The 16,039-nt window shown below is 57.3% G+C and carries 11 protein-coding genes and 3 pseudogenes; 10 read left to right on the top strand and 4 right to left on the bottom strand.

The window, feature by feature from the left end; translation table 11 throughout:
• Positions 1-847 precede the first annotated feature (847 nt).
• Positions 848-1,486 carry an IS6 family transposase gene (locus E6N53_RS17145; RefSeq protein ID WP_142860713.1) on the bottom strand — a complete coding sequence of 213 codons (639 nt, stop codon included), beginning with the start codon at positions 1,484-1,486 and terminating at the stop codon, positions 848-850.
• Positions 1,487-1,581: 95 nt separating this feature from the next.
• Here E6N53_RS17145 and mntA point away from each other — a divergent pair, with 95 nt between their 5' ends.
• The 10 genes and pseudogenes from mntA to E6N53_RS17090 all read left to right on the top strand — a co-directional run bounded on the left by mntA (position 1,582) and on the right by E6N53_RS17090 (position 12,987).
• Entirely contained in the window at positions 1,582-2,064 is a 483-nt protein-coding gene (gene mntA / locus E6N53_RS17140) for a type VII toxin-antitoxin system MntA family adenylyltransferase antitoxin (protein WP_201741181.1), read from the top strand.
• A gap of 128 nt (positions 2,065-2,192) precedes the next feature.
• Positions 2,193-2,531, top strand: a pseudogene (gene hepT, locus E6N53_RS17135) (type VII toxin-antitoxin system HepT family RNase toxin); the annotation flags it as partial.
• 531 nt (positions 2,532-3,062) lie between these two features.
• Positions 3,063-3,548: pseudogene (locus E6N53_RS17125) on the top strand (RNA-guided endonuclease TnpB family protein); the annotation flags it as partial.
• A gap of 992 nt (positions 3,549-4,540) precedes the next feature.
• On the top strand, positions 4,541-4,771 hold the full coding sequence (locus E6N53_RS21130; protein WP_201741179.1) for a hypothetical protein: 231 nt from the start codon (positions 4,541-4,543) through the stop codon (positions 4,769-4,771).
• Positions 4,772-5,085: 314 nt separating this feature from the next.
• A complete protein-coding gene (locus tag E6N53_RS17115) occupies positions 5,086-6,483 on the top strand; it encodes a TrbL/VirB6 family protein (RefSeq protein ID WP_201741178.1) in 1,398 nt (465 codons plus the stop codon).
• A gap of 63 nt (positions 6,484-6,546) precedes the next feature.
• Positions 6,547-7,557, top strand: coding sequence for a TraC-like domain-containing protein (locus E6N53_RS17110; protein ID WP_142860711.1), 1,011 nt, complete (start codon positions 6,547-6,549; stop codon positions 7,555-7,557).
• Between the two features lie 149 nt (positions 7,558-7,706).
• Complete coding sequence (locus E6N53_RS17105; RefSeq protein WP_394344769.1) at positions 7,707-9,641, top strand: VirB4 family type IV secretion system protein; 1,935 nt, start codon at positions 7,707-7,709, stop codon at positions 9,639-9,641.
• Positions 9,642-9,767: 126 nt separating this feature from the next.
• Positions 9,768-9,965, top strand: a pseudogene (locus tag E6N53_RS21325) (DUF955 domain-containing protein); the annotation flags it as partial.
• Between the two features lie 74 nt (positions 9,966-10,039).
• On the top strand, positions 10,040-10,363 hold the full coding sequence (locus E6N53_RS17095; RefSeq protein WP_142860709.1) for a DUF6788 family protein: 324 nt from the start codon (positions 10,040-10,042) through the stop codon (positions 10,361-10,363).
• A 1,115-nt stretch (positions 10,364-11,478) separates the two neighbouring features.
• Positions 11,479-12,987, top strand: a complete 1,509-nt coding sequence (locus tag E6N53_RS17090; protein WP_236642393.1) for an AAA family ATPase — start codon at positions 11,479-11,481, stop codon at positions 12,985-12,987.
• Between the two features lie 1,152 nt (positions 12,988-14,139).
• On the opposite strand, the gene E6N53_RS17080 is transcribed toward E6N53_RS17090, so the two are convergent.
• From E6N53_RS17080 to E6N53_RS21685, 3 genes are all read right to left on the bottom strand, one after another.
• On the bottom strand, positions 14,140-14,631 hold the full coding sequence (locus E6N53_RS17080; protein WP_142860708.1) for a hypothetical protein: 492 nt from the start codon (positions 14,629-14,631) through the stop codon (positions 14,140-14,142).
• A 365-nt stretch (positions 14,632-14,996) separates the two neighbouring features.
• Positions 14,997-15,200: a hypothetical protein gene (locus E6N53_RS21690; RefSeq protein WP_394344768.1), complete on the bottom strand. Its 204-nt coding sequence runs from the start codon at positions 15,198-15,200 to the stop codon at positions 14,997-14,999.
• Positions 15,127-15,960 (bottom strand): tyrosine-type recombinase/integrase, encoded by an 834-nt coding sequence (locus E6N53_RS21685; RefSeq protein ID WP_394344772.1) that lies wholly within the window; start codon positions 15,958-15,960, stop codon positions 15,127-15,129. The genes E6N53_RS21690 and E6N53_RS21685 overlap by 74 nt, the downstream gene beginning before the upstream one ends.
• Positions 15,961-16,039 lie beyond the last annotated feature (79 nt).

Genomic DNA, 16,039 nt, shown 5'->3' with positions numbered 1-16,039 from the left:
CGGCATTCGTCGCAGGACCGGCTTCGAGCACGACCACAACCTCGGCTCACAGCAGTACCGAAGGACGTGATCCAATCCGTCGGCGCTTTCGTGTCCAACGTCTGGGAGTCCGTCCGATTCCGGGTCGTTCAGATGGAGTGCCCGAACACGGGACCCACCGACAGCGAACAGCGTTGTCAGTACAGGGCGCCACGGATCGCTCCGTGGAAGCGTCTCCTTAGCCTCGGCCAGATTGTGGCCCACGAATTCCCGAAGTTCGGCCTCCAGCCGGTCGGCCAGTTCGGGCCCCATTCGATCAACGATTTTAGTAATCACTGTCTCGTCGACGGCGTACCGTCGTCTATCGCTGTCGACGTGTGCCGTATCGACGAGTAGATGTGTCTCTCCAAGCTGATCGACGGTCACGCTCAAGAGGGCAAACACGGCGAGTTCTTCAGGTGCGTGAAAGTACGAGCTGTCCGGCGTGTTCTCCATGGCGATCGAGTATCCAGTCAGTTCAGTGATATTCGCGAGTCGCTTGACGTGATCTCGATAGCCGAATCGACGGGCCGAGTGGACAGTGAGCCACTCCGGAGAGAGTTCGTCGCCGAAGGCGTTGTGGGTACAGTCCGTGATTCTCCCGATATTTCCGGGGGCGATCGACATCCCGTGTCGTTTGTCCTTGCCTGGGGGCAGGTGGACACTCTTGATAGCTTCAGTCGGGACCTCTTGTTGATGACACCGATCGGACAGCGTTTTTTCGCCGAGCTCGGCTGCGTGCGCCCAGTCTAGCTTGAGTTCTACTCCATCAGCGAGGCCTGCAGCCGAATCAAATGAGTTGGGCGACGCGGAAATATAAACGGTCGTGTTAACTTTGGCATCGATTCCACCAGACGGCGAAGGCTTTGAGCCACGAATCCACGGTCGGCAACCGTGCGTTCGAAAACGTATTTGAAAATGAATAGGTTCGTCGTTTTACCTTATGAAAGACACGTTCGACACTGTTCCGATTTCCATGGCAGTTCACGCGAAATCGGAGGCCGAGTCGATCAAGTGTAGCTTTGAGATGAGCCGCATCATCGATCAAAAACGTGGTGTTTGAGAGGTGCTGTTTCTCACGGAGTTCACGAAGAAACAGCACGGTGAGTTGCGTTGTACGCGTCTGAAACAGCCGAACGTGGAGGAATTGGTTCGTGTCGGGATCGACTGCAGCGAACAGCCAGTGGCGCTGGCCGTTGACGCGAATCACCGTCTCGTCAACCGCGATTTGATTCGGAGAGACGTCACTGTCGGGCTGTAGACCGGCTTTCCGAACCCAGTCGTGAATCGCAGTTCGGCTTCGTTCGACACCCAACCTCTCAAGATATTGTTTGGTGTTCGAAAGCGAGAGACCAGCAAGATGGAGCTGAATACCCACTTGAATCGCGAACTCGGGTGTCCGCTGTCGCTCCACAAATTCCAAGTCAATCCACTCGGTGTTTCGACTGAGGCGGTTGATTTCGGGCATAGAACATTCGAACATCAACCGCCTCATTCCTAACTTAACACGACCCCACCGGAGTGACTGAGGCTTTATATGACACAGGCACGTGGGTCATGATGATGAGAACCGTTGAGTCAGCAGACATCGATGACTCCCTTCCGCTCGAGACACTTCGAGCGATTCTACAGGAGCATTCGGTGCAATGCGCACTCCTCTTCGGTTCCTACGCCACGGAAACGACACATCCAACGAGTGATATCGATATCGCAGTGGAACTTGAGATGATCGACCGTGAGGACCCCGCGTACAACGACGCGTTTTTCGGCCTCAGTGCGGATTTAATCGATGCACTCGGAACGGACGACGTAGACCTCGTGGACATCCACACACTCTCACCACACGTTGCTACGTCAGTCTTCGAAGAAGGAGTTCTGCTTGTCGGCGATGTGGCCCATGCCGAGGACCTCCAACGGCGAGTGACTGACACATCATCGACCGACAAATCTCCACGCGAGCGCTTCGACAGTGCACTCGCAAAGATTGATGACCATCTCGGTGGTTCTGCCGTCACAGCAACCGATGGGCATGACGATGAGCGATGACTGACGACGTGTTCCCAGCAGACCGCCTCAATCGTATTCTCGTTGCTGTTGAGACAATTGAGGAGAGTCTTGGGACACTCGCTCGCAAGCAACAGCTCACTCGAGAGGAGTAAAAACACGACCCGGATACGCAAGATATCGTCGAACGTCGGTTCGTGAAAATGACAGAGGCAGCGATCGACATCGGTGAAGAACTCGTCAAGCACGAGCGTGGACAGCCACCACGAAGCAATCCAGCATCGATGCGAGCACTCGACGAAATCGGTATCCTCTCATCAAAAACTGCTGGCCAGATGGCGCAGGGTGCCCGCTTTCGAAACGTCCTTGCGCACACGTACGGACGAATTATCGACCACGACGTGGTCTACAACGCATTGCAAGACCTCGAACGGTACCGAACGTTCGTCGTCGAGATACGCGAATACCTCGATTCGATCGGTGCGCTCGACGTTGACGAGCAGACGTAGCTTATGCAGGTGTCAGCCCAGTTTGAGGGGAGACCAACTTGATTTCGGGGCCTAATGAGTCTTTCAGATACAGAGATGGTGTCCAGTACTGATTCCTCGACGACAGTAAGAAGTTCGCTGACTATACGAGCGGTATCAGGCAGCCGAGAGTGACGCCGACCGCCACCAGATCGCCCTCGAGATGGGGACACTTGACCGACGCCGCCACGCAGAGATCTACGCCGCACTCGAAGACGAGTGAGCCACCAGAATTTTTCGCACTCCCGTCGGTATCGATTCCTGGTTTAGTCCGCGAAACGCCATTGATCCTCCGCCAATCAAGAAGACGGTGAGTGGGTTGTCGAGTTGCTGGCCGATGCGCTCGAGTTCTGAGCGAATGTATACGCTATCAAATCGCGCCCTCATAGAGATACGAGGTGGATACCTGCGCCTTTAGGCGCAGGAGGAAACTGACACTTGTGAACGATACGCTCTACGATAGCAGGCTGATTCCCGTATCTCTTAAGCACATAGTATGTATTGTGATGTTGTATGGAGGTCCGTCGTACTGTTCCCGTCAAACTTGACGTCGACGAGCGCGACGCGGACCTTCTTCACGAGACGATCCGACAGTTCCTTGACGCTGCGAACTACGTCGTCGACGTAGCGTACGACGGCGAGTGGGTCGAGACTCGCAAGAGCGTACTCCACGAAGAGACGTACAGCGACGTCCGTGACCGAACGGAGCTGCACAGCAACCACGTGCAGTCTGCACGCGACCGTGCTGTTGATGCCCTCAAGAGCACTCTGGCGAAGTGGATGCAAGGGGACTCGGCGTCTTTGCCGACGTTCAGGACGCCGTTCTGCGAGTACAACCACCGCAACGCCACGTTCTACGATGACCACGCGACGCTCTCGACCGTTGATGGGCGCGTCACCGTCGGATACCAACTTCCCGACGAAAGCCATGACACGCCCCACTCGCAGTATCTCACGAACGAGGACTACGAGACGACTGGTGCTACCCTTCACTACCGGGAGTGATCAGATCAGACAAGGAATGTCTCTGATAGACGGGGCTGTCCACCTGTCTCGAGCGCATCACGACGTGCGTCTTGTCTCTCTGGATGCGTCGCTGTCGGACGGCGCACCCACTCCCCCTGTCATCGATGTGTAAACCGCCGAGAGACGGGGAAATGGACGCTGAAAACCTCGTCCGTGAGACGGTGAAACAGACGATATCGGATGGGAGAGAGAACAACGACGGTGAACGGTGGTGTGAATAGCCCTCGGTAATGTGATCGAGGAGAGTCATCTCTTTTCTCTCACCCATTTGATACTACAGACCTGATACTAACAGTAATTATATAAAAAGTCGTCAGACAATAGTTCTCCGCATGACGGATGAGAAATCGGCAGATGCTGGGTCTCTTCCCTGTCACATCGGTTGATGATAGCCTTTCGACAGTGTTTGGCTCTTTCACCCCCCCACCCTCTCGTGGGGACTTACACATCGATGATGGGGGGGGAAGGTTCGATGGCTCACCGCCATCGTTTGCGCCTCTACTCACCCGCTCGGCACCCAACTGCACGACACCGGACGTCTCGATCGAGAGGGGCGTACTGCTCCACGCGCAGGTTTAAATCAGATACCGCCGCCAACCCGCCTCGATGAACCGGAGACAGTTCCGTACGGGTGTTCCGATTGCCTGTGCAACCGCATATCGTCGCAGTAGATCCATGGTACCGCACGCTCAGTCACACGAGCAACCGTGCGGTTCGAGCGAGTCTGTTGTGGTAGAACACAGTGGTCGAGGAGGAAGCCAATGATTCCTGGGTTGGATTCGAAGATGTGGCGGCTTCTGCAGTCTCGCCTTGCCGGATCGCTCGAAAGCCACTCTCGTCAGTGGAGTCTCATCACGAGTGGGAAGGTAGGGCTCGGGCTGTTCGGAGTCATCTTGCTTTCCGATCCAGTACTCGCACAGTCGACCGGAGCGTCGCTTTGTGAGACCGCCCTCGCAGAGACGGTCATGAATATCTTCACCGTGATCCAGTTCGGCGGGCCGCTCATTGGCGGCGTCGTCGCACTCGGTGCGACTGTTGGGTTGTCGGTCGTTCGGCGTTCAGATCACAAACGCGAGATCAAAGAACTGCGGAACCAGGGCATCGTCTGGGGTGTCGTCGTCGCACCGCTTGGGACCGTCATCATCCAGTTCATTCTGAACTCGATCGTTGCAGGTGGTGCGAGTTGCACGTTCTAATCGACACCTGTTCGAGAGGGAACGCTACTCTATCGAGCGCTCGATCGCTGAGTAGTCGGTACCGACCGCCGCTGTCGATTCGTCACAGCTGTCCAGTATGGTACTCGCGACTCCTCGCCTGTGCTCGCTCACGTGTTCGAGTCTGTCTCTGGATTGGCCTTGTCACGTTCGGAGTTCTAACCCGCCCCGTACGGGCACAGCAAACAAACTCCACTCCAACGAACAGCTCGCCAACCGGTTCTGGTGGTCGTGCAAGCGACGGAACCGACGGTGGGGCTCTCAGTGAGGCGATCGTCGAGGGGTTGACGAGCCTCTTGACGACCCTCTTTTCGCCGGTCGAGGGGCTAATCGAGAATCACGTCCACGGCCTCCTCCAGTTGCTCGTCTCGACACCCCATCCAGAGACGGTCTTCGGCGAGCCACAGACGGCTCCGTGGGACGCGATTCACGCGTATTACTGGGAGACGGTGATTCCGCTCGCGCTGTTGGTGTTCGGGTTGGCTGTCGGGGTGGTTATCCTCCTCGAATCGACGAGTCACCTGTTCAGCGGCTTTCATCGCGCACATCTGAAGCGCCGAGCATTCGTCGGGTTGCTGGGCGTCCTCTCGTGGTGGTGGATTGCAGCCTTCTCGCTGCAACTCACTGACCAGCTGGCGCGATTCATCATACCCGATCTTTCTTCTATTTCGCTGTTCCAGACGCTCTCGTTTTCGAGTATTGGACTCCTGGGTATCCTCGTCTCCTTGAGCGTTGATCTGGTGATATTCATCCTGATCGCACTCATTTATTTCATCCGACAGCTGGTCCTCTATGGATTCGTCCTGGGGATGCCGCTGTTGATGGTCTGTTGGATTCCTGGCGTCGGACCGTTCCGATACAGTTCGCGATTCGCACAGCGACTGGCGAGCTTCTACGTCCCGTTTCTGTTCATGGTCATCCCGGTCGCACTCTTGTTTCGTCTCGGCGGTTTGCTCGGACGCTCTGCGACGGTCTCGTTCGATGGGTTCGGACAGTGGCTCACCGCGCTGGTAATCCCTGTCGTCGCCGTTGTTTCGCCGTTCATCCTGGTCTGGCAGGCTGGCGCGATTTTCTTCGTCGCCGAGAATATGTCCCGACACGCCTCAGGGCTGCGAGCGCGTGAGCGAGCAGCACAACTGGCTACCCACGGCGCGACCGCCGCACAGACTGGTCGGAACGCCACTCGCGGTCTTCGTGACGAACCGCCGATCAGAAGCGATGGACAACTGCTTCTCGACTCTGGGGGCGCGTCGTCGCGGGGGTACCGTCTCGGGAGCGGCCTCCGGTCGAGTGCGTCGTCACTACGCGAGCGATTCAGCTCGAGTGCTACGACCTCACGACTGGATACGACTGAGCACTCCAGTCGGTGGACCTCGACGGTGGACGCTGCAGACGGCATTGAGGTAACTGCTTCTCGGGGAGGAAACGAGATTCGCTCGGGGGTGGACGACGTGGCTGACGGGTCGGATACGACCCGAGTTTCTGACAGCATGGACAATTGGGCGGATGCATCCGCACTCCCCGATCGCCATCGTGAACCAGGACTCAATGACGGTGCAGACTCTCAGGGTCTCCACGACAGCGACACTGCTGACTGGGAGTCTCTGTGGAGCGACCTCAGGTCGAATTCGAACCCTGTCTCGAACGACTCCGTCTCTTCGGAACAGCCTGGATCGGAGGAGCGCGATGACTGAACGCTTCGACTCAGTTGGCGTCGACCCGACGGCCTCCGCGACCCATCGCGAGGTGCGTGTCGAATGACCGCGTCGGACCTTGGGAAACGAATCCCAAAGACCATCGACTCCGAGACGTACGCCATCGGGACATACACGCTCACGGACCTCACAGTAGGGGTCATTCCTGGTGTCATCGTCATCATGGTGATGCAGTTTTTCGTCTCCCCGACGATGACCGTCGGTGGATATCGTGTCACCGAAGCGACGCTCCCACTCACGTGTCTCGCGATTGCGTGTGGTGGGCTCGTCGTCGCGCTCACGCCCGCGCATCTCACGACCGTCCAGTGGGTTGGATTAGTGACCGGGTTTCAAACCCGGTCTACTCGATTGCCCCACGACGCAGCAACGGAACACACCCAGGTCGAAGCGCTCCACTTGGGTGACGGGGTCATCGAACGAACCGATGGTGCACTCGTGGGATTCATCGCGGTCACACCGCCGCCGATGGCACTCGCGACGAACGCGGAGTGGCGACGGAAAGCAAACGGCTTCCGCGACTTTCTGAATGCCGTTGTTGAGTTCCCAATCCAGGTGTATTCGACGACGCGACCGTTCCCAGTCGATGCGTATCTTCAGCAGTACGAATCACGTCTGGACGACCCTTCTGTCGAGTCGAACCCTCGCCTCGCGAAACTGATCGACGAGTACGTCTCGTGGTATCGAGACAGCCGAACCACGCGGGAACTGACCTGTCGGGATCACTACGTGGTCGTTTCAGTCGCCCCATCGGAGGTTCGGTTCGAGCGCGACGGACTTGTTGGAACGCTCTCCTCGATTGCGGTCATCGGGGGCATCATCGAGCGATTCGCACCACGACCTGACGGGGAGCGACAGGCGATGGTCGACGCACTCTCAGACCGACTCACGCGAGTCGAACACGGCCTCTCGCAGATCGAAGGATGTGACGCACGTCGACTCGACGTCTCGGAGGCGACAGAGCTTATCGCGACGTTCTGGGAGGGTGAAGAAGTTCGGTACGGGGAGACACAACACGCTATCGCCGGGCGCTGTCTGAACGGGAGGCAGAAATGAGGCGGTGGCTTCGCGAGCGGCTTCCGTTCGGTCCTCGAACGACCGATTCGGCTCCCGTCGACTCAGACTCCAATTCCAATTCAGTGCGTTCCTCTGGTGGGGTCGATACGAGCGGTATCTACGACGCCCGGGTGGAAGACGTCGATAAGATGCCGAACAGAGCGTGCGTCGACGGACGTGTTGGTCGCGACGAGACCGACAACCCTGTCGACATCGACGTCGTCTCCACGCCGAGTACCCGACCGCTTCGCTCACCAGCTCACGTTCAGCGTGGACTCGTCGCTCCATCGGCGTTGGAGTGTCTGCCACATGCTGTTCGTTCAGGCGCAGCGTGGACACAGACGCAGTGGATCTGGGAGTTTCCGGATTTGCCTATCGACGGGTTGTTCGAGCGCCTCTATGCCGCGCCCGAGACACGGCGAACCGACATCTCGCTACACATCGAGCCGAGAGAGACACAGGCGACGCTGGATGGTCTCGAGAATCAGATCGAGACGTTCGAGGCGGATTTCGAGTTTCTCGCCTCGCGACGCCGAGCTGGTGCTCGTGGCATCAAGAAGGACCTCGACGACCACCGCGAACTGTACGACGTCCTTCGGAACACGCCGACGACGGCGTTCGATGTCTCGATGTACTTGACGTCGCGGTACGACACGGAACGAGAGGTCGACGGCACGGACGTCCGAACGGTGGCGCGACAGTCACCGGCGAACCTCTCGCCCGTGACGCCGCGGTGGGCACAACTCGATGCACTCGTCTCTGCGAGCCCGGTCGGGGTCGACCGTCTGGCCGAGCAGTTCGAAACGACGACGCCGATGCTTGCGGGTGCACTCGGTGCGACCGTCCCGTTCGTTTCGGGGACGTTCGCTGAAGCGGGTATTGAGTACGGAACGTATGCGCGAAACGAGAGCCCGCTCATCTGTGACCGATTCAATCGAGAGACCGGTTCCTGTCTGATGGTGATCGGGAAACTCGGTGCGGGCAAATCGTTTTCGACGAAGTTGCACCTGCTCAGGCGAGCGATGTACGACGAGGAGACACTCATCGTCATGCTCGACCCGCTCGATGGATTCCGCGAGCTGAATGACGTGCTCGGGGGCGAGCGTGTGACCGTCGGAGGCACGCGTGCGTTCAACCCCCTGGAGATGACGGCGACGCCACGCGCCGTCTTCGAGTCAGTTCCCGATATGGACCCCTGGGCCGAGCAACTCTCGTGGGTGATGAGTTTCTTCGAGACGTTCTTCGAGACCGTTGCGGGGAATCCGTTGGGTGAGCGGACACAGACGCTTCGGCGCGCCGTTCAGGACGCGTACGAACGGCAGGGCATCACGAAAGAGCTCTCGACGCACACGCGAGCCTCGCCGACCGTTCGTGACGTCCTCGCTGTCTTGGAAGACATGATTGCAACGCCGGCGTCGTTCGGGTATCGAACCGAAGCGGAGCAAGCACGGGTGCAGTCACAGGCGGAGTCGTTACTGATCGACCTCCGGCCGTCGTTTCGTCGTGGTGGTGACCTCGCGCACCTATCTCGCCCGACCGAGTTCGCGTTCGACTCCAATGTGCTGTATCTCGACTTACAGCAGGGCGAAGGAACACGTGGGCAGCATCGGACGAGTCTCATGATGCAAGTGCTGTTCAAAGCAGTCTACGAGCGCGCGAAACGCACAGACAAGCGGGTCGTCTTCGTGATCGACGAAGCGCACTATCTGCTGGGTGATTCGACCTCTCTCGAGTTTCTGGAGACTGCGGTGAGACACAGTCGCCATCACGACCTCTCACTGCAGTTTCTCACACAGACTGGTGGGGAGTTCGCGCTCACCCCCCAGGCACGAACGATTGCGAATCTCTGTTCGATGACGCTGGTTCATCGCGTCGATGAGGAGGCTGGGAAGTTGGCGGAGTGGTTTGGCTTATCGGAGCGTGAGGTGGAGTGGGTCCGGACGGCGAACGCTGGGAATAGCGATGATGGCTACGCGGAGGCGTTACTCGGTATCGACGAGGAGGGGTGGTTCCCGCTTCGTGTTCGGCCGAGTCCGTTCGAAGAACGGGTGCTGACGGAGGGCTTTCCCGACGAGTCGGGTTGAATGAATCTAGTCGCATGGGAGCGACCCAGACGGAGGGAGAGCACGAAATACCACAAGGTATGCCCGATCACAGTTTTCGACGGTGGGGAGGCGACGTTCGGTCCCCCTCGGCTCAACCTCGACATCAACGAAGATACCGAGCGCTCGAAACGCGAAGTCAAGGCGGAAGCTGTGGCGTACGTGGTCGGATGGTACTGCGGACTCGATATCAGCGGAGCAGCGTTCTACCTCGCGACGTGGGAATCAGACGACCACGAGGTCGTTCGCGAGTGTCTCGGCCGAATCAGTCGAACGGCACGAGAGATTATCGAGGTCCTCAAGAACAGAATTCTCGGTTGGTTTAACCAACAGATATATGCTGATGAGCGTCGATGTTGGTTAACGCGGGTTGAGCCACCATGCCCACCGAACCACCGACGCCCCCGGCGGAACTTCCTCCCGACGTCGTCGACGCGCTTAGCGACTCCTCGCCTGACATCCTTCGTCGTGTCGCCGCCTATGCCGAGGAACTCGCTGAATACCGTGAGCGTGAAGATCGAATCGCTGAAGGGGACAAAGAGGAGAACGTCGAAGAACGGCCGGACGACCTACCAGACGACGTCCCTGCGAAAGCGACGATCACGATCAAGCGCATCAACGACAATCGGTACTACTACTGGCAGTGGCGGGAGGGAGACAAGGTGCGCTCGAAGTACAAGGGACCAGTTACTCCGGAGACGTGAGCTCGAATCCTCTCTAAAAGCCGTTTGAACGGGTGATTCAGTTCGTGACATATCGAGAACTGGGAGGGGTTCACGACTGGAGCGGCGAAAATAGACGTCAGTAGGGGGATGTGGTGGACACGGAGGAGAGCATCAAACACCACGCATGGAGGCCTGTCGTGGAAGAGCGGATTCTCGTGTTGAGGTTTGAGTTGGGACAGACAGCTTCATCGGGAGTAGGTCAAACTCGATCTATCTCGGACCCCCTCTCCCCCCTTTTTCGAGTTGTAAACGAACGCAGGGGCGTAGGGTTGGAGAATACGACGAAGGGGTTTGCTTGGTGACAATCCGGATAAGACGTCTGTGACGGGTGATTTCAGAGGAATCGATCCACCCTGAAGGGCGACTCCCTCTTCTGTCAGTCTAGTTTAGTTTATGCTAAACTAACCTACACGACTTCTATCCTACAGGTTTGGTACGTGTATCTCACATATAAGTTTTTCTTTAATCAACACTCATCGCAGATTCTACCGACTTAGTGCTTCTCTCCGCTGATTCCGGCACCTCAGCCCTTCTCACCGGTACAACCGTCGAATCACCCTCCCCCTCCCTCGGGGAGTTACAACTCGAAAAAGGGGGGAGGGGGTTGAGCCTCCGAGGTGAACGGCTCGTGAGACCCACAAACGGTCTCGAGGTCGTCCACTCAGACAATTCGCGTCATCAACTGCCTGACTCAGTTTACTCGAGTTTCTTTGCCTTTCCTTCATCGAGAGTGTCCCCGTGAAGTATACTGACGACTGATACTAAACGCATCTCACGTTCAACATCCCGTGCTCCACCCTCGTCTTCGAATCTGTTCGTTACATCTCGAAAACGGGGGGTCCGGGGACAATCCGTGACATGTGTTATCTCGTTCTTACAACTCGAAAACGGGGGGTGTGAAGTGTCATTCTGATACAAATTCTAGCGTATCCTGATCGTTGTTACAAGTCGAAAACGGGGGGAGATAGATTCCGATGACGGTTTGCGAAGTCTCTCAGAGATTCGCGTCTTAAGCTCATATATCGACGGAATCAACCGAGTTACTACTCCATAAGGGTTCAGATTTTTATACCCAGAGTCCGAGGGGGTTCATAATGGAGCGAGACGGTCGCCCTGAGAGCTCGGAATCCACTGGGAGTGGACGAACCCAGGAAGACTCTTTAGAGGACTCACCAGAACCGGACACCTCGATAGCCGGTTCAGCGTCTGAGGGCTCTTCGACGTCACAAACGACGTTCGGAGCGAACCAGGAGTCCGATACTGAGGGGGACGGTTCTCTCAACGGCACCGAGGATGGTGGAATCTCGATTCGAGAACGACTGCAGACGGAGTCATCGGGTGGTGTCTTCGCGAACAAGGACCTCGTCCGCTCGGATACAATCATCGACGAGGACCGGATCGTCGGCCGTGACGACCAACTGGGCCGGGTCGTCGACAATCTCAAACCAGTTCTTCACGACGAAGGGATTCCGGATATGCTGTTGAGCGGTCCGTCGGGAACGGGTAAGTCGCTCATCATCCACGCGGTGTGTAAGCAGATCGTCGAACTGTGTGAGTCGCAAGGAAAGACGTTCGGCGTCCTCTCGATCAACTGCGAGGGACCGAAGACAGCCGATCGTGCGGTCTATCGGCTGGTCAAGTGCGCTGCCGACGACCTGGGAGTCGACCCGGGAGTCCCACAGACGGGCGTTTCGACTGACCAGAAGCTCGAACGACTCTACGAACTCATGCGCGAGTATTACGATGGGGTCATCTTCATCCTCGACGAGATCGACATGCTCGAGGGCCCGTACCAGGAGGCCGAATACAATTCGTTGATCTATCAACTCTCTCGAGCTCGGGGGCTGGCTGACTTCGACGGCCCAATTTCGCTCACGGCGATCACCAACTATGCCGACTTCATGAAGGACCTCAATAGTCGAGCACAGAGCTCCTACAACCCCGATGATATCTTCTTCGACGACTACGACGCGACGCAACTCCGCAGTATCCTTATGCATCGCCGGGACGCGTTCAAACCCGGCTCGCTCGCTGATGACGTCATCCCGCTCGTTGCCGCATTCGGCAGTCAGACGCACGGTGATGCGCGGAAGGCGATCGACCTTCTCAGATGGGCCGGTGAGCTCGCCGAGCGCCGCGGATCGGATACGGTCACCGAGCCTGACGTCCGCGAAGCGCAAGAGAAGTACACCGAGAACCGAAAACTCCGTCACATCAGTGGCATCTCGACACAGAAGAAACTCTCAATCTATGCAGTCGCTGCCACCGCGTACTACACGAAGGGGAGCCCCGAGTGGATCCCTGCCGGACCCGCGTTCAAAGCGTATCAGTTCATCGCTGATGCGTTGGACGCTGACCGGTACAGCCGTGAGACCTTCGTCAATCACGTCACCGAACAGAGCACATACGGTGTCCTCGACTTCGAACGCCGGGGGAAGGGTCGCGGACGGGGCGTCCACATGTACTTCTCACTCTCGGAGTCCCCGGAGACGATCATGAGCACGATCCGGGAAGACTCTCGATTCACCGACTTGGCGAAGGAGGAGGCGCCAATCCGGGCCGTTGTCAGAGAGCAGATGAAGCGGTTCCACAGCGATAGCTAAGATTCGGTCTTCACTCTGTACTCCTCGGCTTGCCTGACTTACTACTCGAAAACGGGGGGGGGGAGAGTCTAACGAACTGGTTCGTTGGTCCGAGTCTCTATTGTGGTTGCAGACAGGCTGGGATTACAACTCGAAAACGGGGGGTCCCTTTGCAGCCCTGAGCCCCTTACAACTCGAAAAGGGGGAGTGGATACTGCGGACTGCTTCAATTACAACTCGAAAACGGGGGGAGGAGGTCGCCTCTCCGGACTGCTTTTTGCCCGTTGAGCTGGGTCTACTGAAACATCGCTGAGCTACTGCAAATCCACCGTTGAGGCCGTGAAAAAGCCATTATCGCGAGTCCAGCCGCTGGCTTTTGCCATCCAGTGGTGGTCTGAGTTCGAACGGACACCCCCCTTTTTCGAGTTGTAAGCTGCGCGTCTGACAACTATAGAACAGTTTTTGAGTTTCTCAAGAGGGGGCACCTACTTGTTGGTTACATAGTGTCTTCCTCAACTGTGCCACTCGCTGCACGGCCTGTTCTCCAGCCTCCGATACGAGAACATTCAACGGGTTATCGAAGGGGATGGGTGAATCTTCTACCGACATCCAAACCTCACTGATTCATTGATTCATGGCGCGATCTCGCGGTTCGGTGGTTATCATTGTCTCCTCGCGCTCCTCGCGAGACGTCTTTCTGCAGACGCCGCTTTACTGGAAACAGTGGGGTGTGAGGATTCGACCCCCCCTCTACTCTTAACCAACAAAACCGTCGGGCTATGCGTTTTTGTTGGTTAACCCGTCTCAAACCCGTGATCTGTTTGCAGTATCTCCATGGTCACCAATACGCAACCAACTGAGGCGAATCAGCGTCAACGTGTGGGTGTCACTTGTGTGATACCACTGTATCACAGCACATGAACGCGGATATCGACTCCGGTGACGACCGGATGGAGAAAATCAACGTTTGCGTCCCTGAAGTCCTCTTGAGCCGAATTGATGAAGAATGGGAGCGGCGTGGCTCCTCGAGTTAGAAGGGAGTAGGGCATAGTGCGGTCAGCCACATCGATCAGTTGTTCGCGAGCGACTTCGACACTCCCTGTAGAGACGATTGTGCAGTGCACGGGGATGAGGAGAATACCGTATCGACGGAGAATTCAGCGCGGCACCGATTCACCGAGTCGATTGACGCTGATCAATAAGAGTTCCAACGAGGTCTGGCACAGCAAACCCCTTGGAGGTGGTCAGATACTCGTACAGTCCGACGAGGATAATCACCGCAGCGACACTCGCGGCCAGGAAGAACCCGACCCCGATATCGAACGACACGAAGTCGCCATACAGTTGCCCCGACTCCGTCGCTCTGTACGTTTTGATGCCCTGATTCAGCTCCCGAAGCGTCCACAGCGTTGCCCCTTCGATGAGTAAGCCGCCGGCAATCCAGCCGTCGACCCGGTACTTCCCCGATTTGTAGACCCAGGAGGCTGCCACGGCGAGTCCGCCAAGAATGAGCACGAGGCCCACATCCAGGTCGGTTCCGGCTGCTTTTCTTTGGACGGTACCGGCGGTTACGACTAGCCACGGGAGGAACGCAGACCCGATGAGCAATGCCGGTAGTGCTACCAGTCCAGTTTTACGGTCAATCAAGTCGTATTCTGCGGTCATTATTGTTCTCCGTTGGTGTGGTTGTTGGACACCAACAGCACCTCCTGGCCTCGGTTTCGTATATAAAATTCAGGAGCGCTGCGACTCGTCGATCATATCAGTGTCAGTAACTGTGAGAATTCGACCCCAGCGTTAGCGATGCCACCGTTTACAGCACATCCAGAAGCTGATCGACGCCGGCGTCGTCAAGAAAGTCGCACTCGACTCGTCCGGTTCGATATGTGCCATCGAAGACAACATAATCGGCGGATTCAACGCCTTTCTGAGAGCTCAGCGTAACTCAGCGCTCACGTGGTACTGAGACACGGCCAAGGGGGTCATCATTGGGAGTCACGACTGGACTCGTGACTGATCTGCGGCTCCTGCTAGCTCGTCTGCGGCAGGTGATCGAACCGCTGATTCGAGAATAACGCGAGATACGCGTTGTCGATATCCCTGCCAGAGAGATGGACGTATCGGGCAGGCACGTTCGAGCCCTGTACCCACCCGAACCACTCACAGAGTTGGGCTTCTGTGAGCCAGTTCGCAAGGTGGGTCGCCCGACTGTGTCTGAAATGGTGTGGGTTCACCGGCTTGTCGAACCCGGCGCGCTCTCGAACCCGCTCGAGGAGTCGCAATCGAATGTAGTTGTAGCCGAGCTGTTCGTCTGGTGTCCCCTGCTCGAGTTTGCACCAGAGGGGGGGAGTTCGACGTCGGGGATGGATGCGTCTGTACCCACTGTTCGAGATACGGGCGCGATTCGACGAGTGGGAGCCGTCGAGCACCGGTCTTCCCTATCACGACGACGTGTGTCCCCGAGTCATCGGCTTCGATATCGCCGACGCGTAGGTCGATGAGTTCGCCAATCCGGGCACCGGTCTCCCAAAGGAGCGCGATGAACGCGCGGTCTCGGTCGTTACAGCAGGCGTCAATCAGCTGTGAGACATCAGTTGGAGAGAACAACTTCTGAGGAAGCGTTTGCCCGCGAGGCGTGGGCCCTCGCCGGATCCACTTCGTTTCGTCTGGCTCTTCCCCGCCGTTGTTCCATCTGTAGAACTGCTTGAGAACCTGTTTGTAGTCGGACACGGTCGACGGCGCGGACCCACGACTGTGAATCCATTCGACCAACTCGACGATATCCTCGCGGTCTACTTCGTCGAAGCGGCTTTGCCCTAGGTGTCGTGCAATGATCTTCAGGTGCGACGTGAGCTTCTGCCGTCGCGCCGCGCTGATCCCGCGGAGTAGGAGATCGCGATGGAACTGCCGAATGAGCTCCTTGTTTGCTTCGTGGATCTCCGGTGAGTGGTCGATGTGTTCTAGGATCCGTGCCACCTGTGCGTCGAAGTCCATCGTGGGCATGGAAGCTCTCTCGTACGGTGTATGGGGGGATTATCGCACCGATAGCCGCTGACAGAAATATCATCGATGC

This window comes from Salinigranum halophilum (genome assembly GCF_007004735.1).
Lineage (GTDB): Archaea > Halobacteriota > Halobacteria > Halobacteriales > Haloferacaceae > Salinigranum > Salinigranum halophilum.
Note: the sequence above shows the minus strand (reverse complement) of the source record. Positions and strands in the feature narration are given on the sequence as shown.